General features: G+C 64.1%; 22 protein-coding genes. 5 read left to right on the top strand and 17 right to left on the bottom strand.

Annotated elements, in window-relative coordinates; all coding sequences use genetic code 11:
• Positions 1-22: 22 nt before the first annotated feature.
• The 7 genes from FSO04_RS31310 to FSO04_RS31280 all read right to left on the bottom strand — a co-directional run bounded on the left by FSO04_RS31310 (position 23) and on the right by FSO04_RS31280 (position 6,175).
• Entirely contained in the window at positions 23-634 is a 612-nt protein-coding gene (locus tag FSO04_RS31310) for a class I SAM-dependent methyltransferase (RefSeq protein WP_154565477.1), read from the bottom strand.
• 16 nt (positions 635-650) lie between these two features.
• Positions 651-1,853: a tryptophan--tRNA ligase gene (locus FSO04_RS31305; protein ID WP_154565476.1), complete on the bottom strand. Its 1,203-nt coding sequence runs from the start codon at positions 1,851-1,853 to the stop codon at positions 651-653.
• A 6-nt stretch (positions 1,854-1,859) separates the two neighbouring features.
• Positions 1,860-2,522, bottom strand: coding sequence for a site-2 protease family protein (locus FSO04_RS31300; protein WP_093633535.1), 663 nt, complete (start codon positions 2,520-2,522; stop codon positions 1,860-1,862).
• A 47-nt stretch (positions 2,523-2,569) separates the two neighbouring features.
• Positions 2,570-3,205: an L-threonylcarbamoyladenylate synthase gene (locus FSO04_RS31295; protein ID WP_154565475.1), complete on the bottom strand. Its 636-nt coding sequence runs from the start codon at positions 3,203-3,205 to the stop codon at positions 2,570-2,572.
• 142 nt (positions 3,206-3,347) lie between these two features.
• Complete coding sequence (locus tag FSO04_RS31290) at positions 3,348-4,178, bottom strand: 3',5'-nucleoside bisphosphate phosphatase (RefSeq protein ID WP_097389685.1); 831 nt, start codon at positions 4,176-4,178, stop codon at positions 3,348-3,350.
• Between the two features lie 103 nt (positions 4,179-4,281).
• A complete protein-coding gene (locus FSO04_RS31285; RefSeq protein WP_154565474.1) occupies positions 4,282-5,166 on the bottom strand; it encodes an alpha/beta fold hydrolase in 885 nt (294 codons plus the stop codon).
• 85 nt (positions 5,167-5,251) lie between these two features.
• The gene (locus FSO04_RS31280) at positions 5,252-6,175 is read right to left on the bottom strand and encodes a ferritin-like domain-containing protein (RefSeq protein WP_154565473.1); all 924 of its coding nucleotides are present in this window, start codon (positions 6,173-6,175) and stop codon (positions 5,252-5,254) included.
• A 308-nt stretch (positions 6,176-6,483) separates the two neighbouring features.
• Between FSO04_RS31280 and FSO04_RS31275 the strand changes: the two genes are divergently transcribed.
• The 3 genes from FSO04_RS31275 to FSO04_RS31265 all read left to right on the top strand — a co-directional run bounded on the left by FSO04_RS31275 (position 6,484) and on the right by FSO04_RS31265 (position 8,572).
• Positions 6,484-7,008 carry a gamma carbonic anhydrase family protein gene (locus FSO04_RS31275; RefSeq protein ID WP_168435912.1) on the top strand — a complete coding sequence of 175 codons (525 nt, stop codon included), beginning with the start codon at positions 6,484-6,486 and terminating at the stop codon, positions 7,006-7,008.
• Positions 7,009-7,071: 63 nt separating this feature from the next.
• Positions 7,072-8,022, top strand: a complete 951-nt coding sequence (hslO, locus tag FSO04_RS31270; protein WP_168435911.1) for an Hsp33 family molecular chaperone HslO — start codon at positions 7,072-7,074, stop codon at positions 8,020-8,022.
• 169 nt (positions 8,023-8,191) lie between these two features.
• Positions 8,192-8,572, top strand: coding sequence for a hypothetical protein (locus tag FSO04_RS31265; protein ID WP_154565472.1), 381 nt, complete (start codon positions 8,192-8,194; stop codon positions 8,570-8,572).
• A 196-nt stretch (positions 8,573-8,768) separates the two neighbouring features.
• On the opposite strand, the gene ftsB is transcribed toward FSO04_RS31265, so the two are convergent.
• The 10 genes from ftsB to FSO04_RS31215 all read right to left on the bottom strand — a co-directional run bounded on the left by ftsB (position 8,769) and on the right by FSO04_RS31215 (position 20,849).
• Complete coding sequence (gene ftsB, locus FSO04_RS31260; RefSeq protein ID WP_154565471.1) at positions 8,769-9,200, bottom strand: cell division protein FtsB; 432 nt, start codon at positions 9,198-9,200, stop codon at positions 8,769-8,771.
• 108 nt (positions 9,201-9,308) lie between these two features.
• A complete protein-coding gene (gene eno, locus FSO04_RS31255; protein WP_154565470.1) occupies positions 9,309-10,592 on the bottom strand; it encodes a phosphopyruvate hydratase in 1,284 nt (427 codons plus the stop codon).
• A 229-nt stretch (positions 10,593-10,821) separates the two neighbouring features.
• Positions 10,822-11,676 carry a 3-deoxy-8-phosphooctulonate synthase gene (kdsA, locus tag FSO04_RS31250; protein WP_154565469.1) on the bottom strand — a complete coding sequence of 285 codons (855 nt, stop codon included), beginning with the start codon at positions 11,674-11,676 and terminating at the stop codon, positions 10,822-10,824.
• Complete coding sequence (locus FSO04_RS31245) at positions 11,673-13,346, bottom strand: CTP synthase (protein WP_154565468.1); 1,674 nt, start codon at positions 13,344-13,346, stop codon at positions 11,673-11,675. Before FSO04_RS31245 ends, kdsA begins: the two co-directional genes overlap by 4 nt.
• 152 nt (positions 13,347-13,498) lie before the next feature.
• Positions 13,499-14,302 carry an alpha/beta fold hydrolase gene (locus tag FSO04_RS31240; RefSeq protein ID WP_154565467.1) on the bottom strand — a complete coding sequence of 268 codons (804 nt, stop codon included), beginning with the start codon at positions 14,300-14,302 and terminating at the stop codon, positions 13,499-13,501.
• Positions 14,303-14,409: 107 nt separating this feature from the next.
• Positions 14,410-17,250 carry a DNA internalization-related competence protein ComEC/Rec2 gene (locus FSO04_RS31235; protein WP_154565466.1) on the bottom strand — a complete coding sequence of 947 codons (2,841 nt, stop codon included), beginning with the start codon at positions 17,248-17,250 and terminating at the stop codon, positions 14,410-14,412.
• A gap of 121 nt (positions 17,251-17,371) precedes the next feature.
• Complete coding sequence (locus FSO04_RS31230; RefSeq protein ID WP_154565465.1) at positions 17,372-18,160, bottom strand: TatD family hydrolase; 789 nt, start codon at positions 18,158-18,160, stop codon at positions 17,372-17,374.
• Positions 18,161-18,216: 56 nt separating this feature from the next.
• The gene (gene lolD, locus FSO04_RS31225) at positions 18,217-18,960 is read right to left on the bottom strand and encodes a lipoprotein-releasing ABC transporter ATP-binding protein LolD (RefSeq protein WP_154565464.1); all 744 of its coding nucleotides are present in this window, start codon (positions 18,958-18,960) and stop codon (positions 18,217-18,219) included.
• Entirely contained in the window at positions 18,953-20,206 is a 1,254-nt protein-coding gene (locus FSO04_RS31220; protein ID WP_154565463.1) for a lipoprotein-releasing ABC transporter permease subunit, read from the bottom strand. Before FSO04_RS31220 ends, lolD begins: the two co-directional genes overlap by 8 nt.
• Positions 20,207-20,552: 346 nt before the next feature.
• Positions 20,553-20,849, bottom strand: a complete 297-nt coding sequence (locus tag FSO04_RS31215) for a hypothetical protein (protein WP_154565462.1) — start codon at positions 20,847-20,849, stop codon at positions 20,553-20,555.
• A gap of 68 nt (positions 20,850-20,917) precedes the next feature.
• Between FSO04_RS31215 and FSO04_RS31210 the strand changes: the two genes are divergently transcribed.
• Both FSO04_RS31210 and recJ read left to right on the top strand, forming a co-directional pair.
• On the top strand, positions 20,918-22,063 hold the full coding sequence (locus FSO04_RS31210; RefSeq protein ID WP_154565461.1) for a regulator: 1,146 nt from the start codon (positions 20,918-20,920) through the stop codon (positions 22,061-22,063).
• Positions 22,064-22,091: 28 nt separating this feature from the next.
• Positions 22,092-23,798 (top strand): single-stranded-DNA-specific exonuclease RecJ, encoded by a 1,707-nt coding sequence (gene recJ, locus FSO04_RS31205; RefSeq protein ID WP_154565460.1) that lies wholly within the window; start codon positions 22,092-22,094, stop codon positions 23,796-23,798.
• The last annotated feature ends 205 nt before the right edge of the window (positions 23,799-24,003 follow it).

Here is a 24,003-nt window from a genome sequence, read left to right as displayed (position 1 = left end):
GGTAAACCGCGATTGTAGCGGATTAGCCAGCCAGCTCGTAACAACGCGGGGGTGCCGCATCTGCACGCTCGGCCGAGCGATCCGCCTCCATAATTGCGCATATCCGCTGGACGTAAGCCGGGCGCGGCTGCGCGAGAAATCCGTCTTGAAATGCGACCACACGGAGGTGGCCGCGCACCACCTCGAGCAGCTCGCCGGGTGCAAGCAAAAACGCCGGGTTAGACGGTTTGCCGACCCTTTCGTTGCCTTGCGCGAAGGTCTCGTAAACCAGTACGCCGCCGGACGCGAGCGAGCGCAATAGCTGCGGAAACAGCGGCCGGTGCAAGTAGTTCGTGACCACGATCGCGGCGAATTTCGCCTCGGCAGGCAAGGGCCATGCGGCACCTTCGATATCGGCCGCGAGCGTGGTAATGCGCGGCTCGTCGCGCATCAGGTCCAGCGCAGCCGCATCGCGGTCGAGCGCGGTCACCGGATGGCCCAGCGATGCAAAGAACCGCGCATGCCGCCCTGCCCCCGACGCCACGTCGAGCACCGCGCCGCCCGGCGCGACCAGATGCGCCCAATGGCGCACCCAGCGCGACGGTTCGCCGTTTCCGTGCGAGGGACCGTCCGACGTGGCAACCGAAGTGCTCATTGCTTCAGTGCCGCGCTCAGTTGTACGACAGGCCCATCGCCTCGCGCACGTCGCGCATCGTTTCCGTGGCGAACTTGCGGGCCTTGTCGCAGCCGTCGGCGACGATCGCGCGCAACAACGACGGATCGTCCATGTACTTCTGCGCGCGCTCGAGCATCGGCTGCTGCTCGCGCAGAATGCCTTCGATCACCGGCTGCTTGCACTCGAGGCAACCGATTCCTGCTGTTCGGCAGCCCTTCTGCACCCACTCGTGGGTGGCTTCGTCCGTGTAGACCTGATGCAGTTGCCACACCGGGCACTTGTCCGGATCACCCGGATCGGTGCGGCGCACGCGTGCCGGATCGGTCGGCATGGTGCGGACCTTCTTCGTGATCGTTTCCGCGTCTTCGCGCAGGCCGATCGTGTTGCCGTACGACTTCGACATTTTTTGGCCGTCCAGACCCGGCATGCGCGACGCTTCGGTCAGCATGGCCTGCGGTTCGACCAGAATGATCTTGCGCGATCCTTCGAGGTAGCCGAACAGACGCTCGCGGTCGCTCATCGACAGGCTCTGCGATTCCTGCAACATCGCCCGCGCCTGCTCGAGTGCTTCGTCGTCGCCTTCCTGCTGATAGGCGTTGCGCAGCTCGTGATAAAGCTTGGCCCGCTTGCCGCCCAGCTTCTTGGCCGCTTCATTCGCCTTCTCTTCGAAGCCCGGTTCGCGGCCGTACAGATAGTTGAAGCGGCGCGCGATTTCACGCGTCATTTCGACGTGCGGCACCTGGTCTTCGCCGACCGGCACGAGCGAGCCGCGGTACAGCAGAATGTCCGCCGCCATCAGCACCGGATAGCCGAGGAAGCCGTAGGTGGACAGGTCCTTGTCCTTCAGCTTTTCCTGCTGCTCCTTGTAGGTCGGCACGCGTTCGAGCCAGCCGAGCGGCGTGCTCATGCCGAGCAGCAGCGCCAGTTCCGCATGTTCGGGCACCTTGCTCTGGATGAAGAGCGTAGCCTGCGCCGGATCGATGCCCGACGCGAGCCAGTCGATCAGCACGTCCCACACGTTCTTTTCGATCACTTCGGGCGTTTCGTAGTGCGTCGTCAGCGCGTGCCAATCGACCACACAGAAGAAACACGGGTATTCGGACTGCAGCCGCACCCAGTTTTTCAGCACGCCGTGATAGTGGCCGAGGTGCAGCGACCCGGTGGGCCGCATGCCGGAGAAGATACGGTCTGGGAACATGGTTATTTAGAAAAGCGAAACAAGTGGAGTCAGAATTGCGGTAATCGCACCGTAGCCGAGCGTCACGAGCGGGCTGAGCCAATAGCGAGTGAGCGTGCCCGTCATGACGAGCGCCATCACGATGAAAAAGCCGTACGGTTCGAGACGCGACAGCGCGATCGATTGCCGCGGCGGCAACAGCGCCATCAGCACGCGGCCGCCGTCGAGCGGGGGCAGCGGAAACAGGTTTAGCACGCCGAGCACGAGATTCACGCCGACGCCGGCTGCCGCCATGCGCGTGAAGAAAGGCTCGTCAACCCCACCCACAGCAAGTGCAACGCCGATCAGGCCCCACACCAGCGCCTGCACGAAATTGCAGCCCGGTCCGGCGGCCGCGACCCACAGGCTGCCCCAACGCGGATTGCGCAGATTGCCGAAGGCGACCGGCACGGGCTTCGCGTAACCGAACATGAACGCGCCGCTGGTGGCGAAGTACAACAGCAAGGGAATCGCGATCGTGCCGAGCGGATCGATGTGCCGCATCGGATTAACGGAAACGCGGCCGAGCACATACGCGGTATTGTCGCCGAGCCAGCGCGCGACGTAGCCATGCGCAGCTTCATGCAGCGTGATTGCGAAAATCACCGGCAACGCGTAAACCGCAATGGTCTGTATCAGGGAAGAATCCATAACTCGCTATTGTAACAACGCGATTGCGTGCGTCTGTCCGCTTTCACTCATGCCGTCTCTTCGAGACCGAAGGGCGCGAGAGAACCGCGCCCTAGCCGCACCAGCACTGGTTCGGCGCCGGTCAGATCGATCACGGTGGACGGCTCGCACACACACGGGCCGCCGTCGATCACCAGGTCCACCTGTTTCTCGAGCCTTTCGCGGATTTCTTCCGGGTCGTTCAGCGGCTGGGTTTCGCCCGGCATGATCAGGGTGGAGCCGAGCAGCGGCTGGCCGAGTTCTTCGAGAATGGCCAGCGTGATCGCGTGCTCCGGCACCCGCAGGCCGATGGTCTTGCGCGACGGGTGCGACAGGCGGCGCGGCACCTCTTTGGTGGCCTGCAGCACAAAGACGTAAGGGCCTGGCGTGACCGATTTGATCAGGCGGTACTGCCGGTTGTCGACCATCGCGAAGTTCGACAGCTCCGAGAGATCGCGCACCAGCAGCGACAACAAAGCCTTCTCGTCGAGTCCCCGAATGCGCCGCAGGCGCTCCACCGCGTCCTTGTCGTCGAGGTGGCAGGCGAGCGCGTAGCTCGAATCCGTCGGCAACGCGACGACGCCGCCGTCGTTGATGATCTGCACAGCCTGTTTGACGAGACGCGGCTGCGGGTTATCCGGATGAAGCCGAAAGTATTGGGACATTTTGACTAACGGTGGCTACGGGTGATGACGGACGAAAAAGCAGACGAACATCGGACGGAAGACCAGGCGGAAGATCGGGCGAAAGCACGTCCCTCGGACGGGGACCGTCGCGCATATCGTGCCGCCGCGGCACGGCGCGCGATCACAGCCAGCGTTCCCAGACGGGCTTGAGATCGGAAGGTAGCGGCGGCAGCGTGCCGAGATCGACACGGCCTTCGCCGGGTGCATGGAAGTCGGAACCGCGCGAGGCTTCGAAGCCGAAGCGGCGCGCGACGTCCGCGTATTCGCGGTACTGATCCGGCGTGTGGCTACCCGTCACGACTTCGATCGCTTTACCGCCGAGGTCGATGAATTCGGCGAAGAAGGCGTCGAATTCGACCGGCGAGTACGCATAGCGCCCCGGGTGCGCGATGATCGCCTCGCCGCCGGCGGCCTGAATCCAGCCAACCGCGTCCGCCAGTTTCGCCCAGCGATGCGACACGTAGCCGGGCTTGCCGTCGCCGAGATAGCGGGTGAACACGTCCTGTGTCGAGCTGGCGTAGCCGTTTTCGACCATGAAGCGCGCGAAGTGCGTGCGCGAAATCATGTCCGGATTCGAGACGTATTTGAGCGCGCCTTGATAGGCGTCGGGGATACCGAGCGTGGCCAACTGCTCGCCAATCGCTTCGGCGCGCGCGGCGCGGCCGTTGCGGGTTCGCGCGAGGCCGTCGATCAGGATCGAGCTGGTCGGATCGACGCCGAGCCCGACGATGTGCACGGTGCGCGACGCCCACGTGACCGAAATCTCCACGCCGTTAAGGTAGCCCATGCCGAGCGCCTCAGCGGCGCTGCGCGCTTCGTGCTGGCCGCCCAGTTCGTCGTGGTCGGTCAACGCCCACAGTGTCACGCCGCCCGCGTGCGCGCGGCGCGCGACATCGGCCGGCGCGAACTGGCCGTCGGAAACGGTGGAGTGGCAATGGAGGTCGGCGTTCATCTTTGTCTTGAGAAGGTTCTGCACTCATTTTACTGCAACGCAGTAAATGGCCGCAGCGCTATCTCGAGATAGTGACCCGCGCGCCGAAACCCTTTTGCAAGGTTCAGGCGCAGAAGCCCTCGATCAGCGCGGCTACCTGCTCGGGCTGATCGTGATGCACCATATGTCCCGCTTCGTCGATGATCTTCTCGCGCCAGTTCGGAAAAGCCTGGAAGCGCGCCTTGAACTCGTCGAGCGGAATCTCGCCGGCAATCTGTGCGAGCGTGGGCGAGTTGGCGGCCTCGACGTGCAGCACTTTCGCGGTGACCTTGCGCCATACGGCCATCACTTCGTCGAGGCGATACAGCGTCGGCCCGCGCAGTTTGTGCGCCGGATCGGCGAGCAGCATGAAGCGCCCTTCTCCGTCCGGCTTGGACCAATGCTGAGCGAGGAACTTCGCGCGCGGCGGAGCGAGGCGCGGGTTGGTCTTGATCAGACGGCCGGCAACATCGCCCAGCGACGCGTAACGCTTCAACTGCGGCGGATCGCGCAACTCATCGAGCCAGTTGCGCAGACGCTTGGGCGCTTGCGCCGAGTGCGACGGCGCGAGCCCGAAGCCTTCCAGATCGACCACGCGCCGAACCCGTTCCGGTCGCACGCCCGCATACAGGCAGGCGATATTCGCGCCCATGCTGTGGCCGACCAGATTGACTTCGCCGGTCGGTGCATAGTGGTCGAGCAACGCGTCCAGGTCGCCGAGGTAATCCTGGATCCAGTAGTTGCCGCCGCCGCGCTCGGCGACCGGCCAGTCCGACAGGCCGAAGCCGCGCATATCGGGCGCAATCACCTGCCAGTCGCCGCCCAACGCGTCGACGACGAACTGGAACGATGCCGCCACGTCCATCCAGCCGTGCAGCATGAAGAGCATCGGCGCATCCGGATTGCCCCAGCGCCGCACGTGCAGACGGATGCCGCGCACGGCGACGAATTCAGACCTGGATGTATTCATGAACGGCGCGCCCGAAAAAAGAATGGTCGTTCGATTATAACGAGATAGCCGGACGATGCGTGGCGTCCGGCTATGGAAAAAGGCTTCAGGTACCCGAGGCCTGAGTGGCCGGCGGGGCCGGCTGCTCGACGTCGAGGCCAGCCAGGGCAACCAGCGCGGCCAGTTCGGCCTCGTCGAAACCGGCGTCGCGACGCGCTTCGAAATTGAACGGACCGCGTAATTTCGGTGCGTGATACTGGTCGGCAAGGCGCGTGTAGGTGGCGTGCGGATCGAGGGCGCCCGCGTCGCACAAATGGCGGAACCAGTGGTTGCCGATCAGCACATGACCGATTTCGTCGCGCAGGATCACGTCGAGAATCGCTGCGGACGCCTGGTCGCCCGCCTGCTGCAGGCGGGCGCGGATCGGCGGCGAGGCGTCGAGGCCGCGTGCTTCGAGGGTGCGCGGCACCAGTGCCATGCGCGCCAGCACGTCGGCACGGGTGCGCTCGCACATGTCCCAGAGGCCGTCGTGTGCGGGAAAATCGCCGTAGACATGGCCGAATTCCGCAAGCCGGGCGACCAGCAGCGAGAAGTGATGGGCCTCTTCGGCGGCGACTTTGAGCCAGTCGGTGTAGAACGCGGCGGGCATGCCGGCAAAGCGCCAGACGGCGTCGAGCGCGAGGTTGATGGCGTTGAATTCGATGTGCGCCAGCGCGTGCAGTAAGACAGCCCGCCCTTCGGGCGATTGCATGCTGCGGCGCTTCAGTTTGCGCGGATCGACCAGTTCGGGACGGGCGGGACGGCCCGGCAGGTCGGTCGGCTCGGCGAGTTCGAGGTCTGCGGAGCATGCGTAGCTGCCTTCGAACACCGCAGCGTATAACGCGCGTGCCGCGGCTGCCTTGGTTGCCGGGTCGACTTCGCGCAATGCGGCCAGCGCCGCGGTGCGCGCGCAGTTCGCACGATTCGGGCAATGCTCAGGATTCGTCGACATCGGCAGAGCGGGCGGAACAGACGGAGCAGCGGAAATCATGGCAACCAGATTGGCAAAGAGAACAGCAACAGGCAGGACGGGAGGCGCGACGGTTGCCGAAGCTGGGCGCCGGACGGCTTACGGCACCGTCGAGCGGCCCAAGCACACAACCGTTTACAATACTCGATTCGACCATCTCGCGCGCCTATGGCGCGGGGCCGGCAGGACAACCCGGTTCACCAGGGCTTTTTCGGGCGCTTCTTTGGCGTTTGGCTTTAGCGCCCTCAATTAGCTGCCCCATTTCGTAACCGGTTTCGCAGCCCCGGCCCGCCCGCACAGCGTGTAGCGACCGATCAAGAGGAGACAGCGTGACAATTTACAAGCTTGGCGAAGCAGCCCCGACCATCCATGAAAGCGTGTTCGTCGCGGATTCGGCGAACATTATCGGCAATGTGACGCTCGAGGAAAATTCGAGCGTCTGGTTCGGCGCGACGCTTCGCGGCGACAACGAGCCAATCACCCTTGGCGCCGGCAGCAACGTCCAGGAAAACGCGGTGCTGCACACCGACCCGGGCTTCCCGCTGACGATCGAGCCGAATGTGACGATCGGCCACCAGGTCATGCTGCACGGCTGCACGATCAAGGAAGGCTCTTTGATCGGAATTCAGGCCGTGGTCTTGAATGGAGCGGTAATCGGCCGCAACTGTCTGGTCGGAGCGGGCGCCATCGTCACCGAAGGCAAAGTGTTTCCCGACAATTCGCTGATTCTCGGCGCGCCCGCCAAAGTGGTGCGCGAACTGACCGAGACGGATATCGCCAATATGCAGCGCGGCGCGGCAAGTTATGCCGAGCGCCGCGAATATTTCAAGGCGCAGCTCGTGCGTATCGGCTAGTCAGCCGGGCGCGCGGCGCGCACGGCGCAGCATCAGGCTGCGTCATTCGACCGAGGAAAAGTTGTGAGCGACCAGTTGCAAAAATTCATGTTCAGCGCGGCGCCGGTGCGCGGCGAGATCGTTTCGCTGCGCAATACGTGGCAGGAAGTGCTGACGCGCCGGGACTATCCGGCGCCCGTGCGGACGATTCTGGGCGAAATGATGGCCGCGTGCGCGCTGCTTTCGGCGAACCTCAAGTTCGACGGCACGCTCGTCATGCAGATTTTCGGCGACGGACCGGCCAAGATGCTGGTGGTGCAGTGCAGCTCCGACCTGTCGATGCGCGCCACCGCCAAGCTCTCCGGCGAAGCGGGCAATACGATCGACGACACCACCTCGATGATCGAACTGGTCAACGCGAGCGGCCATGGCCGTTGCGTGATTACGCTCGACCCGCGCGACAAGCAACCCGGCCAGCAACCGTATCAAAGTATCGTGCCGCTCTCGGGGGTGGACGGCCCGCTCAAGTCGATGTCCGAAGTGCTCGAGCACTACATGCATCACTCGGAGCAGCTCGACACACGCCTGTGGCTCGCGGCGAACACCGAGCGCGCAGTCGGCATGCTGCTGCAAAAGCTGCCGGGCGACGGCGGCATCGTCCCGCATCCGGGCGATCTGGATGCGGACACGTGGGAGCGCGTCTGCACGCTCGGCGGCACGATGTCGCAAGACGAGCTGCTGAAAGAAGAACCGGCGACGATTTTCCGCCGTCTGTTCTGGCAGGAAAATGTGCAGCATTTCGAACCGGCAACAACGCGCTTCGAATGCAGCTGTTCGCGCGAAAAAGTCGGCGCGATGCTGAAGATGCTGGGCCGCGAAGAAGTGGACGGCGTGATCGAAGAACGCGGTCACGTCGAGATTCATTGCGAATTCTGTAATCAACGGTACGAATTCGATCCGGTCGATGTAACGCAACTTTTTGTCGCGAATGCGCTCTCACAAGGCGTGACGCCGGCGGCCGACCAGCGGCACTGAAGCGGCCGGGCGGCAGCGCATTGCAGCTGCGTTACAGCAGTAAAATGACGCGTCGCCTGCTGCTTTTCTGGGGCTTGGGCGGCGCGTTATCGTCGATCGTTGTGTTGGATCTCGGGCGGTGCGCGTTGCGCATGTTTTGCTTAGGCATCCGACCGATGGAGATCAAAAAATGAACATTCCTATTTCGCTAAAGCATTGCATGCGCTCGTTCGCCGTGCTGACGGTCATCGCCGGTAGCGTCGCGCTTACGGGTTGCGTGATGGACCCGCCGGGGCCCTCGCCGATTTATAGCCGCCTGCCGGCCGACCAGTCGGGCGTGGCCAACACCGCCCGGCCGCTCACCCCTGAAGAACGCGAGCGCTATGATGCGATCGACCGTCAGGTGCTGTCCGATCAGAATCAGGCCATTGCCGCCGAGAACGCGGCTCAGGCGTACTCACGTTATTACTCGCCGCCTGTCAGCGTCTACGGCAGCTATTACGGCGGGGGTTGGGGGCACGGCTGGGGTACGGGTGTCGGCGTAGGCTACTCGCCGTATTGGGGCTGGTAAGCCGAAACGGGCACGCCCCAAGGAGAGGCTCAACGATACGGCGATTGAGAGGGATGCCGTTCCTATTGCAGCGCCGATAAAAAAGCCGCCCCACGGGCGGCTTTTTTGTCTTGCTACGCGCTTTTGCGTTCGCTTTTCCGTTCGTTTCTGCGTTCAGTTTCGCGTCGGCCTGCGAGTCCAACCAGCCCGAATAAACTCAGTGTGCCGGCTTCTTCTCTGTCGCCACCTTGCCGCCATGCTTGCGATCCGGCTTCGCACGCGACTCCGGATTCGGCACCATATGCAGCGGCGCCGCCGACACCACACCACGCGTAGACGTGGTAACCGAAGGTGTGTTCGCAGCCGGCAACGGCGCGTTCGGCGCAACGAACTGCACGAACACTTCGCTGTCCTTCACCATGCCCATTTCGTAACGCGCCCGCTCTTCCACCGCGGCCGTACCGCTCTGCAAATCCTGGACCTCGCCCTGGATACGCTCGTTGCGCAGCTTCGAGTCGGTGTTCTTCTGCAGTTGCTGCGCCAGTTGCTGCTGCAACTCGTGCACGCGCAACCAGCCGCCGTGCCCCCACCAGAGCGGGTACTGGATGAGCGCCAGCAGAACGATCAGGACAGCAGTGACAAGCCGCATGAAGTAAGCACAATAAATACACGCCGCCCTGCGCTATACGCAGGGCGGCGGGGTCAATCAGAAACGAAAGGTAACCGGTTCATCGGTCGGCGCTAGCGAACAATCCATTTAGCGCAGATTGTAGAACGCCGACTTGCCCGGGTAGCTGGCGATATCACCGAGGTCTTCTTCGATGCGCAGCAACTGGTTGTACTTCGAGATGCGGTCCGAACGCGACAGCGAACCCGTCTTGATCTGACCGGCATTCAGGCCGACTGCGATGTCCGCAATCGTCGAATCTTCGGTTTCACCCGAGCGGTGCGAGATCACGGCCGTGTAGCCGGCGCGCTTCGCCATTTCGATAGCCGCGAAGGTTTCCGTCAGCGTACCGATCTGGTTGATCTTGATCAGGATAGAGTTGGCGATGCCCTTCTCGATGCCTTCCTTCAGGATGCGCGTGTTGGTGACGAACAGGTCGTCGCCCACCAGTTGCACCTTCTTGCCGAGCTTGTCGGTCAGGATCTTCCAGCCGGCCCAATCGCTTTCGTGCATGCCGTCTTCGATCGAAACGATCGGGAACTTGTCGGCCAGGTTAGCGAGGTAGTCAGCAAATTCCGTCGACGACAGTTGCAGGCCTTCGCCAGCCAACTGGTACTTGCCGTCGTGGTAGAACTCGCTCGCTGCGCAGTCGAGCGCGAGCAGCACGTCGTCACCGGCGCGGTAGCCAGCCTTTTCGATGGCTTGCAGGATGGTCGACAGGCATTCGTCGTTGCTGCCGAAATTCGGCGCGAAACCGCCTTCGTCGCCCACGGCCGTGCTCATGCCGCGGTCGCTCAGGATCTTCTTCAGCGCGTGGAATACTTCAGCGCCGCAGCGCAGTGCTTCGCGGAACGTCGGCTGGCTGACCGGTACGATCATGAATTCCTGGATGTCCAGGCTGTTGTTCGCGTGCGCGCCGCCGTTGACGATGTTCATCATCGGCACCGGCAGTTGCATCGCGCCTGAGCCACCGAAGTAGCGGTACAGCGGCAGGCCGGCTTCTTCAGCAGCGGCCTTCGCGACAGCCATCGACACAGCCAGCATCGCGTTCGCGCCGAGGCGCGACTTGTTGTCCGTGCCGTCGAGTTCCAGCAGGGTCTTGTCGAGGAAGGCCTGCTCGGAAGCGTCGAGGCCCATGATCGCTTCGGAGATTTCGGTGTTGATGTGCTCGACAGCCTTCAGCACGCCCTTGCCGCCGTAACGGCCGGCTTCGCCGTCGCGCAACTCGATCGCTTCGCGCGAGCCCGTCGATGCACCCGACGGCACCGCAGCGCGGCCCATCGTGCCCGACTCGAGCAGCACGTCGCATTCGACGGTGGGGTTGCCTCGCGAATCGAGAATCTCTCGACCGATGATATCTACGATAGCACTCATGGTTTCCTCAAGAAATGACGTTGAATTCTTTACTGTGAAACTGCACCGGGCGCTGTCGATCCAGAGTTAGTGCTTTAGCACTTACTCTGGTCCCATGCAGAGCACTGGTCTCCCCAGCACACTACGCACCCCGATGCTTTCGACGACCATTGCGTGCATTCGCCGCGTGCCGACTGAGCCGACCGGGCCAATTATGCGCACCAATCGTGACACCCCGCGAACGCCTGAATCAGTTGAAATCGCTTTCGAGGAACGGCGCGCGCTTGACGGCCTGATCGAGCGTAACCAGCGTTTCGAGCAGATCGGCCATGCGATGCAACGGCACCGCGTTCGGGCCGTCCGACTTGGCTTCCGAAGGCTTCGGATGGGTTTCCATGAAGAGACCCGCCACGCCCGTCGCCACGGCGGCACGCGCCAGCACCGGCACGAATTCGCGCTGACCGCCCGAGCTCGTGCCCTGCCCGCCCGGCACCTGCACCGAGTGGGTGGCGTCGAACACGACCGGCGCGTTGGTTTCGCGCATGATCGCAAGCGATCGCATGTCCGACACGAGGTTGTTATAGCCGAACGACACGCCGCGTTCGCAAGCCATGAAGCGGTCTTCCGAGAGACCGGCTTCACGCGCCGCATCACGCGCCTTGTCGATCACGTTCTTCATGTCGTGCGGTGCGAGAAATTGGCCTTTCTTGATGTTGACCGGTTTGCCCGAACGCGCGCAAGCGTGGATGAAGTCCGTTTGACGGCACAGGAAAGCAGGCGTTTGCAGGACGTCGACCACCGACGCAACCTGCTCGATCTCGTGCTCGGCGTGCACGTCGGTCAGCACCGGCAAACCGAGCTGACGCTTCACTTCCGACAGAATGCGCAAACCTTCGTCCATGCCCAGACCGCGGAACGACTTGCCGCTGCTGCGGTTGGCCTTGTCGTACGACGATTTGTAGATGAACGGAATGTTCAGCTTTGCGCAGATTTCCTTCAGCCGGCCCGCCGTGTCGATCGTCATCTGTTCGGATTCGACGACACAGGTGCCCGCGATCAGGAAAAACGGCTTGTCGAGCCCGATTTCGAAATCGCCCAGTTTCATGCTTTCTCCCCAACTTCCGCCGCCACGCGCGGCTGCTGATGCGCGAGCGCCGCTTCGACGAACGACTTGAACAGCGGATGGCCGTCACGCGGCGTGGACGTGAATTCCGGGTGGAACTGCACGCCGACGAACCACGGGTGCATGCTGCGCGGCAATTCCATCATTTCCGGCAGATCTTCACTCGGGGTACGGGCGCTGATGATAAGGCCACCGGCTTCGAGCTGGGGCACGAAGCGGTTATTGACTTCATAACGGTGACGATGGCGTTCGTTCACATCCTTGCCATAGATCTCTTCGGCCATCGTGCCGGGTTTGATCGGACAACGTTGCGAACCGAGGCGCATCGTGCCGCCCAGATCCGATTCTTCGGTGCGCTTCTCGACCTTGCCTTCACGGTCGTACCACTCGGTGATCAGTGCGACCACGCGGTTCTCGGTGTCCTGATCGAACTCGGTGCTGTTCGCATCTTTCAGGCCGACCACGTCGCGGGCGAATTCGATCACGGCCAGTTGCATGCCGAGGCAGATGCCGAGATACGGCACCTTCGCTTCGCGTGCATAGCGGATCGCGGCCATCTTGCCTTCGGTGCCGCGACGGCCGAAGCCACCCGGCACGAGCACCGCATCCAGATGCTTGAGGCTCTCGACGCCTTGCGTCTCGATCTCTTCCGAATCGATGTACTCGATGTTGACCTTGGTCGACGTATGCATCGACGCATGGCGCAACGCTTCGATCAGCGATTTGTACGATTCGGTCAGATCGACATACTTGCCGACCATGCCGATCGTGACTTCGTGCTTCGGGTTCTCGAGCTTTTCGACGAGGTCGGACCACATCGTCAGATCGGCCGGCTTCGGCGTGAGCTTGAGCTCTTCGCAGATGATCGCGTCCAGACCCTGGTCGTGCAGCATCTGCGGAATCTTGTAGATGCTGTCGGCGTCCCACACGGAAATCACCGCGTCTTCCGGCACGTTTGAGAACATCGAGATCTTCGCGCGCTCGTCGTCCGGAATGCGGCGGTCGGCACGGCACAGCAGCACGTGCGGCGAGATGCCGATTTCACGCAGCTTCTGCACGCTATGCTGCGTAGGCTTGGTTTTCAGCTCGCCTGCAGTGGCGACCCAGGGCACCAGTGTGAGGTGCACGAAGCACGCGCTGTTGCGGCCCATGCGCAGGCTCATCTGACGTGCGGCCTCGAGGAACGGCAGCGATTCGATGTCGCCCACAGTGCCGCCCACTTCGACGATGGCGACGTCCGGCTCACCGCACGTCGCGGAAGCCGCGCCGCGTTCGATGAACGCCTGGATTTCGTTCGTGATATGCGGAATGACCTGCACCGTCTTGCCAAGATAGTCCCCGCGGCGTTCCTTGCGGATCACCGATTCGTAAATCTGGCCTGTGGTGAAGTTGTTGGCCTTGCGCATCTTCGTGCTGATGAAGCGCTCATAGTGGCCAAGGTCGAGGTCAGTCTCCGCTCCATCTTCCGTCACGAACACTTCGCCGTGTTGAAACGGGCTCATCGTGCCGGGGTCGACGTTGATGTAGGGATCGAGCTTGAGGAGGGTGACTTTAAGACCGCGCGATTCGAGGATCGCGGCGAGGGAAGCGGCGGCAATACCCTTGCCGAGGGAAGATACTACGCCGCCGGTGACGAAAACATATTTGGTCATCGCTGGATGCTCGCGGGAAAAACGGATTATACCGTAAAGCAGGGTCTCAACCCAGCAAAATCCGAGCGACATCTATACGTGCCGATGCTACGGCGGCAGCGATTGCCGCGCGCCGATCATGCACCGTTTATTTGCCCCGGCAAGGCGTGCAGTCAGGCGCGCCGCTCCAGTTCGCGCAGCATCCGCTGCACCGCGCGCGCGGTTTCGAGCGGTTTTTCCATCGGATACAGATGGCTGCCTTCAATCCATTCCACATGACCGCCGGTCGCACGGCGAGTGGCGTCCAGACCCGCCTGGCGCACCTCCTTTGAACGCGTGCCGGCGATGAATCCCACCGGCACCGGGGCGCCGCGCGCGAGGCGGGGGCCGAGCGTATGCGGCAAGGTCTTGTAGATCTGATACTCGGTGCGCCGGTCGAAAGCGAGCGAACGGCCGCCGTCGAGCGAGCTCTGCGGGATGCCGAAGTCGATGTAGTCGGACAGCATGCGCTCGTCCCAGCGCGCAAACGCCGGCTTTGAGTGGAAATGCCGCCATGCATCGTCGCGGCTCGCCCACTGCGTGCGACGCGTACGGGTGGCCGCCGCGGGCGACAGGCGCTCGTCGAGTCCGGTCCATTGCGACACGCGCAGCATGCTGCTGCGCCAGCCCGCGATTACCGGCGAATCGAGCATCACCACACCCCTCACCCACTGTGGCTTTTTCAGCGCGGCCATCAGCGACAGATAGCCGCCAAGCGAATGGCCGACCAGCCACACCGGCTGCTCGTACGACCGGCCGACGTCGTCGAGCAGTTGCTCGACCAGATGCGGCCAATCCTGCGTGACGGGATATCGCGCGTCGTGACCGATGCGCTCGATCGAGCGCAGTTCATAGTCGTCGGCGAGTTCGGCGAAGATCGTCCGGTAGGTCGACGCCGGAAAACCGTTCGCGTGCGAGAAGTGGATGATGTTTTTCAACTGCGGCGATCTCCGTTCTGTTTTGGCGCGCCGGATTGGCTGCTGGCTTTTCGTGCAGGCTCCAGACCCCGCGGCGCGTTTGTTCTATCTGTACGGCAGGCAATCCATCAGCGATCCATCCAGTAGCGGCGCTGCGTGTCGCGATAGCGTTCGAGCGTCAGTGCGGCGCCGTTCAGGCCTCGGCCGCCTCTTGGGTTGCTTCCCGGGCTGACACCCGCACTGGCTCCCGCGGTTTCCTCGGGTCCGATGCCCGGGTTGAGACCCGAGTCGAAATCCGGGCTGACATCAACGCGCACCGCGCCGTCCGCATCGCTGCGTCCAAGCTCGATGTGCCGTGCCTTGTAACGCTCGAACACACCCGCGTTCGGATGATGAAATCGGTTGCGATAGCCTACCTGAAATAGCGCGACGAGCGGGTCGATAGAGTCGAGGAACGGCTCGGTCGACGACGTCTTACTCCCATGATGCGGCACGACCAGCACCTGGGCGCGCAACGCGTCGCGATCGCGCGCGAGCAGGATGCGTTCGACCGGCGCTTCGATGTCGGCCGTCAGCAAGGCCGTCATGCGCAATGGCGTCGGTTTAACATTTCCGGCCGACGCGCTCTCCGCAGCAGGCATCGTGCTCACCCGCAACACGCAGCAATGCGCATTCGGCTTACCCTGCAGCGGCCCGGCATCCGGCCAGAGCATTGCGAACTCGACACCGTCCCACTGCCAGCGCTGCCCCGCCGCACAGGGCAACGTATCAGTGCCGCGTTGCCTTGCGTTCGACCACAACGGATTCGCCGGCGCCAACGCCGCCACCATTTGGCGCACCTCGATCGCGTCCAGTACAGCCGGCGCGCCGCCCGAATGGTCGGAGTCGGCGTGGCTGATGAGCAGCGTATCGAGCACCGCGACGCCATGCACCTGCAAAAACGGCACGACAACCCGTTCTCCCGCATGCGTCGATTCCGGCCCCGGCCCGGCGTCGAACAGCAGCGCATGGTGCGCCGTTTCGACCAGCACCGAGGTGCCTTGACCGACGTCGAGCGCCGTCAGACGGAAGCTGCCATGCGGCGGGCCGGGCGGTGCAGGCAGCAGCAGCGGTAGCCAGGTGAGCGGTGCGGCCCAGCGCAGCGGCCAGCCCCGCGGCGCCAGACACCAGAGAACGCCAACCGCCGCCGCGGCGAGCGCCCATGCGTCCGGCTGCGGCAATCGCCAGAGCGTCCATGCCGGGCCGGACAGCATCTGCAGGCCTGCGGCGAGCAGATCGAGCAAGGTGTGCGCGGCGCGAAAGGCGTAGGCATCGAATGGCTCGGGCAACGCGACGCCCGCCAATACCGCCGGCGTCACCAGCAGACTCACCCACGGAATCGCGAAGGCATTCGCGAGCGGGCCGATCAGCGGAATCTGCGCGAACCAGTAGACGGTGAGCGGTGCAAGCGCGACCGTCACCGCGAACTGCACATGCGCCGCGCTGCGCAGGCGCTCACCGAAAGCGCGAACGCGACGACACAGACCGGACCAAAGGCGCGAGAGCCTTGTCGGCGTCACGGCCCCTTCCCCCTCTTCGTCACGGCGCTGCTCATGATCCTGCACACGGGGCCGTCCCGACATCGCGAACAAAATTGCCGCCACCGCGCAGAACGACAGCCAGAATCCCGCCGACACCACCGCCCACGGATCGATCAGCAGCACCAACCCCAACGCCCACGCCAACACCACCGATCGCGCGACGTTGCGCCCGCTGATAAACGCGAGCGCCACCACGCCAGCCATCCACAATGCTCGCTGGGCCGGCACATTGAAACCGGCCAACGCCGCATGCAGCCCGGCGAACAACGCGCCGCCCGTCACCGCGACGACCTGCGCGGGCACCAGCAACGGCCAGTTGCGGCCGATGAACCCCGAGCGCCGCCACACCGCACCGGCGAGCCACGCCGCAAGGCCCGCGACAAAACCAATATGCAAGCCAGAAATCGCCACGAGATGACTTGTGCCCGTGCTGCGCATCAGCAGCCAGTCGGCCACGCTGACTTCGTCCTGTGCGCCGATGGCGAGCGCCACCACGATCCCACGATGTGGCGCGTCGGCGAGTACTGTGCCGATGCGCGCCCGCAGCGCGGCGCGCCAGCGATCGACCGTCACGCCTACGCCACGCGCGTTGCCCGGCAAACGCACGGCGTGAGCCGGTGCGCTCACATAGCCGGTGGCGCGTACATTGCGCGCCAGCAAGCTGGCTTCGGCATCGCGCACGCCGAAGTTCGCATTGCCATGCGGGCGTTTGAGCCGCACGGTCAGACGCCAGCGAGCGCCCGGTTCGAGCGACGGCGCAGGCGCATCTTCGGCAATCCACGAAAGTTGAATCACGCGAGGAAAAGCGGCGATCGGCACATCAACCGACTCGACTTCGAAGAGGAAACGCGCGCCCTTCTCATCGCGTGACGGCAGACCCTTGATACTGCCGACGACATCGATATCGCGCCCTTCCCAGGCGCTCGGCAAGCTCACCGCGAGCCGGGTCTCAGCGCGCCAGGCGGCATAGCCGAAGCCCACACATAAAGCCGCAATCCACACCGCGCCCCAGCCGACGCCCGAACGAAAGCGTGCGCTGAACAAGACGCGTCTCACGCGCGAATTTGCAACCGCCGCACGCGTGTCCGCAATCACAGAAGCACCGCAGCGCAATCCGCCCGAAGGACCGCTGCACACTTCGCTCGAGGAGTCGCAGCACACCCCGCCCGGCGAGTTGCTGCACACCCTGTCGGGACAATAGCCGCACACTCCCTCCGAAGAACCGCCGCCCCCTTTGCCAGCAGAGCCGCGGCGCAATCCCCACGCCGCTATAAGTATCGCAACGCTCGCCAACAGCACCAGCGCGCACCATCCACCCCCATCCGGCAACACCGCCTGCCGCTGCAGCCAGATCACGCCCAACGCAAACCCGCACCACCATGCCCGCATCCGCCCTCCGCCCCTTCCGCCCAGCCATCGCCGGACGGCGCAACGCACGGCGAGCAGACGTCAGCAAGCCCGCCAGGCATGTGTTCCGCCCGGCGCGAATCACTCAAACCATCGCGTTCAATTATGCAGAGGAAAGTGCGAGCCGCGGCAGCGCGGCGAGCGCGTTAGCCGTTGTGCCTAGGGCGGCTTCGTCGGCGGTCATGCCGCGCAGTTGCGCGAGACCCGCGCCGATGGCCGGAATCTGATCCGGCGAGTTGCGCTGTTTGTACATCCAGGAAGGGGCGATGTCCGGCGCGTCAGTCTCGACGACCAGTGCGTCGAACGGCAATTGCTCAGCAAGACGGCGGATTTGCCGCGCCCGCTCGAAGGTCAGATTGCCGCCGAAACCGAGATGCATGCCCTGGTCGATATACGCCTGAGCCTGCTGAAAACTACCGTTGAAAGCGTGCGCAATGCCGCGATGAATCTGATGCCGCCGCAGCCCTTTGATCACCTGATCCTGCGATTTGCGCACGTGGCAAATCACCGGCAGATCGAATTCGCGCGCCAGTTGAAGTTGACCGTTGTAGAAGAACTGCTGGCGCGCATCGTCGAGACCTTCGACAAAATAATCGAGACCGATCTCGCCGATGCCGACGAACAGCGGATCGTCGAGACTCGCCTCGATTTCCATGCGGAGCAGTTCGAGATCGCGCTCCTCAGCACCCGGCGTGAAGAGCGGATGGATGCCCAACGCATACGCGCCGCCGTCGATGCGGTGCGCGAGTTCACGCACCGTCGTGAAGTTCTCGCGGCCGATCGCGGGAATCACGATACGCCCTACGCCTGCTCGACGCGCCGCATCGGCGACTTCAGCGCGGTCGGCGTTGAATTCGGACGCATCGAGATGGCAGTGCGTATCGATCCACATGGCGCGCCTCGCTAGTGACAGAGGTGGCGGAGCATCGCTCACGTTCCGCGCGGTGCTTAAACCGGCACCGGCGGCTCTTCGTGCAACACGCCGTCGCGCAATCGCATGATCCGGTCGCAACGTCCGGCCAGTTCCGGATCGTGCGTGACAATCACGAAGCTCGTGTCGAGCGTTTGCGACAGTTCGAGCATCAGGTTGAACACCGTGTCGGCGGTGCCGCCGTCCAGATTGCCGGTGGGTTCATCAGCGAGTACGCAGGCGGGCTTCGTCACCAACGCCCGCGCAATCGCGACACGTTGACGCTCGCCGCCCGACAGTTCACCCGGACGATGCTTCGCCCGATGCCCCATGCCGACGCGCTCCAGCACCGCGAGCGCTTCGCGCCGCGCGGCCTCGGTCGTCATGCGGCGAATCCGCAGCGGCATGGCGACGTTGTCGAGCGCGGTGAATTCCGGCAGCAGATGGTGAAACTGATACACGAAACCGAGCGCGCGATTGCGCAGGTCGTTGCGCTCGCGCTCGGAGAGCTTCGTAAAAGGCTTGCCCATCACCGAAACATGACCGGCACTCGGATCGTCGAGGCCGCCGAGCACATGCAGCAGCGTGCTCTTACCGGAACCCGACGCGCCGACAATCGCCAGCTTTTCGCCGCGCCGGACATTCAGTTGCGCGTTGTTGAGGACCTGCACATTGAGGCCGCCCTGCACGAACGACTTCGAAATGCCGGTCGCTTCGAGCACATAGGGATGCAGCGCGGTGTCTTCAGGGGCCATGGATACGCTAGTGGAACGGTCATTCATAGCGCAGTGCCTCCGCAGGACGGACTTTCGCACCACGCCAGCTCGGATAGAGGGTCGCCAGCGCCGACATCGCAAACGCGATGATGCCGATCCGCGCCACGTCGGCGGGAATCAGTTCAGACGGCAGTTCGCTGATGAAATACACCGACGGCGGCAGGAACTGCACGCCGAGCAGATGCTCGATCATCGGCACGAGCCACGGAATACTCCACGCGATCAGACAGCCGAGCGCGACCCCGGTCGCCGTGCCGATAAAGCCGATCGTCACGCCCTGCACCACGAAAATCTTCATGATCGAGCCGGGCTGCGCCCCGAGCGTGCGCAGAATCGCGATGTCAGCCTGCTTGTTGGTCACCGTCATCACCAGCGACGACACCAGATTGAACGCCGCGACCGCGATGATCAGCGTGAGGATGATGAACATCATGCGTTTTTCGATCTGCACCGCCGAGAACCAGGTCTTGTTCTGCTGGGTCCAGTCGCGAATATACAAATCGCCGGACAGGCTGCGCGCCAGTTGATGCGCGACCTCCGGCGCCCGCTGCATGTCGGTCAGGCGCAGCCGCACGCCGGTCGGCGCGGATAGCCGGAACAGCGCCTGTGCGTCCTTGATGTTGATCAGCGCGAGCGTGCTGTCGTACTCGTAATGCCCCGACTCGAAGATGCCCACCACGGTGAACTGTTTCAGCCGAGGCAGCATGCCGGCGGGCGTGATGGTGCCTTCGGGCGCGACCAGCGTGATCTTGTCGTTGACCGTCACGCCGAGATTGGTGGCGAGGTCCGCGCCCAGCACGATGCCGAAGTCGCCCGGCACGAGGTCGGTCAGCTTGCCGCCCTTCATTTCCTTGCCGATGTCGGATACTTCGGGTTCGAGTGTCGGTTCGACGCCGCGCAGCGCCACGCCGCTCACCGCGTCCTGACGCGTGAGCAGCGCCTGTGCTTCGACATACGGCGCGGCGCCGATCACTTCCTTGTTCTGGCGCGCTTCCTGGGCGGTCAATTGCCAGTTGGGCATCGAACCAGTCGGCGAAAAGATTTCGACGTGCGCCAGCACCGACAGCATCCGGTCCCGCACCTCTTTCTGGAAACCGTTCATCACGGACAACACGACGATCAGCGCCGCGACGCCGAGCGCGATGCCCGACATCGACACGAGCGCGATGAAGGAAATGAAGCCGTTACCGGTCGTGCGTTTGCCGGCGCGGGTGTAGCGCCAGCCAATCTGCCATTCGTAGGGAAATTTCAAGCGAATCCTTTTCTGCGTTCTTCGTCTGCTCGCGGGCCTTGTGCCGCGCATGGCGGCGGCAGCTTGCGGCTGTCGCCCCTGTCATGCGGCCCGAGCGTCGTGATCATTGGTGTCGCGGCAACCCGGATGGTTCCGGTATGACGTTCCGGTGCGCTCCTGTGCGCCAGGTCCTCCCCCGCCACCGAAGCCATCGCCCCGTCCCTGCCGCCACTACCGTCAATCAAGCGCGAAGTTTGCCATACAATGCCGCGAACCCACGCAAAGGCCTTGCACGCTGGGCTCACGGCAGACGCAGCGGCCTCACGGCGCAACGCTGCCCGCTCGCCGTCTTGCGCAGACACTCGCCCTAACTCAGGTTGTAGCGGCGGCGCAGATCGTTGATGATCCCGGCCGCCTCGCTGGCTGCAACGTCGCGCACTTCCGCATCCTTACGGTCGCGATGCAGATGGGTGATATCCCAGTTGCAGCCGTCCTCGTCCTCGACGGTCTCGTGGAAACCGGTCGGGATCCAGCCGGCCGTGGCCGGATTGGCGTCGAGCGCCTGCACGACCAATGCAAGCAGTTCCTGCTCGGTTTTCAGTTCACGCGACATGTCGGTCTCCCTCGTCATGGGCGCGGTGCCGCCGCGCGCGGCTGCTGCCATCGGCAAGGCTCGGATGGGGTGCCCGAATCCGCCGATATGGTCTGAATACTCGCACTCTTTGCCCTACAATGCGCAGCATCATGCACGCCAACCGTCTTCATCTTCTCCTGCCCTTCGCGCTGCCCGCCGCAGCGGACGCCTCCACCGCCCTGCACGACATCCAGAGTCCGGCTCTCGACCGGCTGATCGCCCGCGCGACGCTGGTCGAACGGGTGATCGGTGAAGATTTTCAGCGCACGCTGCCGCACGAGCGCTGGGTGGCGCGCCAGTTCGGCGCGCTGCCGAGCGGCGCGGCGGCCGCGGACGAAGCGCCGCTTGCCCCGTACATGCTGCGCGCCGACGGTGGCGAGCCCGGCACTGCGACGTGGGCCTGCGTACAACCGGTGCACGTGCGCATCGCGCACGACCATCTGGTGCTGATCGATCCGGCCTCGCTCGAACTGTCCGACGACGAAGCCAGCGTGCTGCTGGCGGTCGCCCGGCCGTTGATCGAGGAACTCGGTGTGCGCATCGAAGCGCCGAAGCCCGCGCGCTGGTACTTGTCGGGCGACGGCTTCGGCACGCTGGCAGGGGCGTCGCCGTTGCGCGCGAGCGGCCGCAACATCGAAATCTGGCTGCCGCACGAAGCGCATTCCGGCGACCGTTCACGCGCCTGGATGAAGCTGCAGAACGAAGTCCAGATGGCGTGGTTCGAGCATCCCGTCAATGAAGCGCGCGAGGCGCGCGGCCTGCCGGCTGTCAACTCGATCTGGTTTCACGCGCAAGGCGCGGCGCAGCCGGTCAGGAGCCCGTTCGCGCGGGTGTTTTCCGACGCGGCGGCCACGCGTGGCCTCGCCATGACGTCTGGCGTCCAGACCGCGGCGCCGCCGGCGTCGTTTGCGGCGTTCCAGGCCGCTACTGCGGCGAACGGCGCGTCAGGCAACGCGTCGGTTGGCGCGTCCGCCGAGACACATGCCGACGGCGCCACGCTGGTCGAACTCGATCCTTTCTCCGCGCCCTACATCGAGCAGGACTGGGCGCGCTGGAACGACGCTTTCGCCGCATTGCAAGCCGACTGGTTCGAACCCGCATTGCAAGCGCTGCAATCCGGCCATTTGAACGAACTCGCCCTGACGCTGTGCGGCGACACCGGTTCGGTGACGCTCACGGTCACGCGCGGCGATCTGCGCAAATTCTGGCGACGGCGCGTGTTCGCGTCGCTGTTTATCGAATGACCTATCGAATGATCCACGGCCTTTCCGAATGACTCGAATCGTTACGCGCGCCTCGTCCCCCGTCGACGCCGAAGTCCTCCCCCGCCACGGCCTGCATCCGGTGCTCGCGCGCCTGTACGCCGCGCGCGGCGTGTGCATGCCCGATGAAATCGAAACCGGTCTCGCGCGGCTCGTGCCGCCCGCCGGGCTCAAAGACTGCGAAGGCGCCGCCGTGCTGCTCGCGGACGCGATCCAGAACAAACGCCGCATGCTGGTGGTCGCCGACTACGACTGCGACGGCGCCACCGCCTGCGCGGTCGCGGTACGCGGCCTGCGCATGTTCGGTGGTCAGATCGAATATCTGGTGCCGAACCGCTTCGAATACGGCTATGGCCTCACGCCTGAGATCGTCGCACTGGCCGCCCGCAGCGCGTCGGGCAAGCCGGAACTGCTGATTACGGTCGATAACGGCATCGCCAGCGTCGATGGTGTGGAAGCGGCGAACGCGCTCGGCATCGACGTGCTGGTCACCGATCACCACCTTCCCGGCGACGAACTGCCGGCGGCCCGCGCGATCGTCAATCCGAACCAGCCGGGCTGCACGTTCCCGAGCAAGTGCATCGCGGGCGTCGGCGTGATGTTTTATGTGCTGCTGGCATTGCGCGCGGAATTGCGCCGCCGCGGCGCCTTCAACGACGATTTCCCCGAGCCGCGGCTGGACGGCCTGCTCGATCTGGTCGCGCTCGGGACGGTGGCCGACGTGGTCAAGCTCGACGGCAATAACCGCGTGCTGGTCGCGCAAGGACTGCAGCGGATCCGCAAAGGCAAGATGCAGCCGGGCATCGCCGCCCTCTTTCGCGCGGCCGCGCGCGACGCCCGCAGTGCATCGGGCTTCGACCTCGGTTTCGCGCTCGGGCCGCGCCTGAACGCGGCCGGCCGCCTGTCGGACATGTCGCTCGGGATCGAGTGCCTGACCACCGACGACATCGGCCGCGCATGGGATCTCGCGCAGCAGCTCGACACGATGAACCGCGAGCGCCGCGAAATCGAAGCCGGCATGCAGCAGCAGGCGCTCGAGGACCTCTCGGCGATCAATCCTGAGGGCGCGACCACCATCACGCTGTTCAATCCGAGTTGGCACCAGGGCGTGATCGGCATCGTCGCCGGACGGTTGAAGGAGAAATTCCACCGGCCGTCGTTCACGTTCGCGCTTGCCGACGACAGCGGCCAGCTCGTCAAAGGCTCGGGCCGTTCGATCTCGGGTTTCCATCTGCGTGACGCGCTCGATCTGATCTCGAAGCGCGAGCCGGGCCTGATCGTCAAATTCGGCGGCCACGCGATGGCAGCGGGTCTGACGATGGCCGCCGCCGACGTGCCGCGCTTCACCGCCGCGTTCGAGGCAGTGGGCCGCGAATGGCTCTCCGAAGAGGCGCTTTCGCGCACGGTCGAAACCGACGGCGAACTCGAAGACGCCTATTTCACGCCGCAATTCGTCGAAATGCTCGACGCCGCCGTATGGGGCCAAGGCTTCCCGGCGCCAGTGTTTTCCGGCGAGTTCGACATCGCCTCGCAGGCGCTGGTGAAAGACAAGCATCTGAAACTGCAGTTGGTGCGCGGCCGCCAGCGTTTCAACGCGATCTGGTTCAACCATACGGACACGCTGCCCGCGCGCACCACCGTCGCCTACCGGCTCGCCAGCGACACGTGGAATGGCGTATCGCGGGTGCAATTGATCGTCGAGCACGCGGCGAGCTGAAGCGCGCACGGGCCGTCGCCGCCTCGGGTCCACGCCGCGAAATTTGCGCGCAATGCTTGCGCCGGCTACCCATGGCCGCGTGTACCGCAGCTTGCCCGGCATCGCTCGAAAGCACCGAAAATCACCGCAAAATCAACCCCAAACCCGCGCCGGATCGCTCACAAGCCTCCGGCGCGGGGCGCCGATCGGCTATAATTTCACCTTT

Source organism: Paraburkholderia madseniana, from assembly GCF_009690905.1.
GTDB classification, from domain to species: domain Bacteria; phylum Pseudomonadota; class Gammaproteobacteria; order Burkholderiales; family Burkholderiaceae; genus Paraburkholderia; species Paraburkholderia madseniana.
Note: the sequence above shows the minus strand (reverse complement) of the source record. Positions and strands in the feature narration are given on the sequence as shown.

What these genes read in the sequence shown, in the direction of transcription:
- FSO04_RS31310 (WP_154565477.1), bottom strand. Translation starts at nt 634, where the DNA reads ATGAGCACTTCGGTTGCCACGTCGGACGGTCCCTCGCACGGAAACGGC.
- FSO04_RS31305 (WP_154565476.1), bottom strand. Translation starts at nt 1,853, where the DNA reads ATGTTCCCAGACCGTATCTTCTCCGGCATGCGGCCCACCGGGTCGCTG.
- FSO04_RS31300 (WP_093633535.1), bottom strand. Translation starts at nt 2,522, where the DNA reads ATGGATTCTTCCCTGATACAGACCATTGCGGTTTACGCGTTGCCGGTG.
- FSO04_RS31295 (WP_154565475.1), bottom strand. Translation starts at nt 3,205, where the DNA reads ATGTCCCAATACTTTCGGCTTCATCCGGATAACCCGCAGCCGCGTCTC.
- FSO04_RS31290 (WP_097389685.1), bottom strand. Translation starts at nt 4,178, where the DNA reads ATGAACGCCGACCTCCATTGCCACTCCACCGTTTCCGACGGCCAGTTC.
- FSO04_RS31285 (WP_154565474.1), bottom strand. Translation starts at nt 5,166, where the DNA reads ATGAATACATCCAGGTCTGAATTCGTCGCCGTGCGCGGCATCCGTCTG.
- FSO04_RS31280 (WP_154565473.1), bottom strand. Translation starts at nt 6,175, where the DNA reads ATGATTTCCGCTGCTCCGTCTGTTCCGCCCGCTCTGCCGATGTCGACG.
- FSO04_RS31265 (WP_154565472.1), top strand. Translation starts at nt 8,192, where the DNA reads ATGAACATTCCTATTTCGCTAAAGCATTGCATGCGCTCGTTCGCCGTG.
- ftsB (WP_154565471.1), bottom strand. Translation starts at nt 9,200, where the DNA reads ATGCGGCTTGTCACTGCTGTCCTGATCGTTCTGCTGGCGCTCATCCAG.
- eno (WP_154565470.1), bottom strand. Translation starts at nt 10,592, where the DNA reads ATGAGTGCTATCGTAGATATCATCGGTCGAGAGATTCTCGATTCGCGA.
- kdsA (WP_154565469.1), bottom strand. Translation starts at nt 11,676, where the DNA reads ATGAAACTGGGCGATTTCGAAATCGGGCTCGACAAGCCGTTTTTCCTG.
- FSO04_RS31245 (WP_154565468.1), bottom strand. Translation starts at nt 13,346, where the DNA reads ATGACCAAATATGTTTTCGTCACCGGCGGCGTAGTATCTTCCCTCGGC.
- FSO04_RS31235 (WP_154565466.1), bottom strand. Translation starts at nt 17,250, where the DNA reads ATGCGGGCATGGTGGTGCGGGTTTGCGTTGGGCGTGATCTGGCTGCAG.
- FSO04_RS31230 (WP_154565465.1), bottom strand. Translation starts at nt 18,160, where the DNA reads ATGTGGATCGATACGCACTGCCATCTCGATGCGTCCGAATTCAACGCC.
- lolD (WP_154565464.1), bottom strand. Translation starts at nt 18,960, where the DNA reads ATGAATGACCGTTCCACTAGCGTATCCATGGCCCCTGAAGACACCGCG.
- FSO04_RS31215 (WP_154565462.1), bottom strand. Translation starts at nt 20,849, where the DNA reads ATGGCAGCAGCCGCGCGCGGCGGCACCGCGCCCATGACGAGGGAGACC.
- FSO04_RS31210 (WP_154565461.1), top strand. Translation starts at nt 20,918, where the DNA reads ATGCGCAGCATCATGCACGCCAACCGTCTTCATCTTCTCCTGCCCTTC.
- recJ (WP_154565460.1), top strand. Translation starts at nt 22,092, where the DNA reads ATGACTCGAATCGTTACGCGCGCCTCGTCCCCCGTCGACGCCGAAGTC.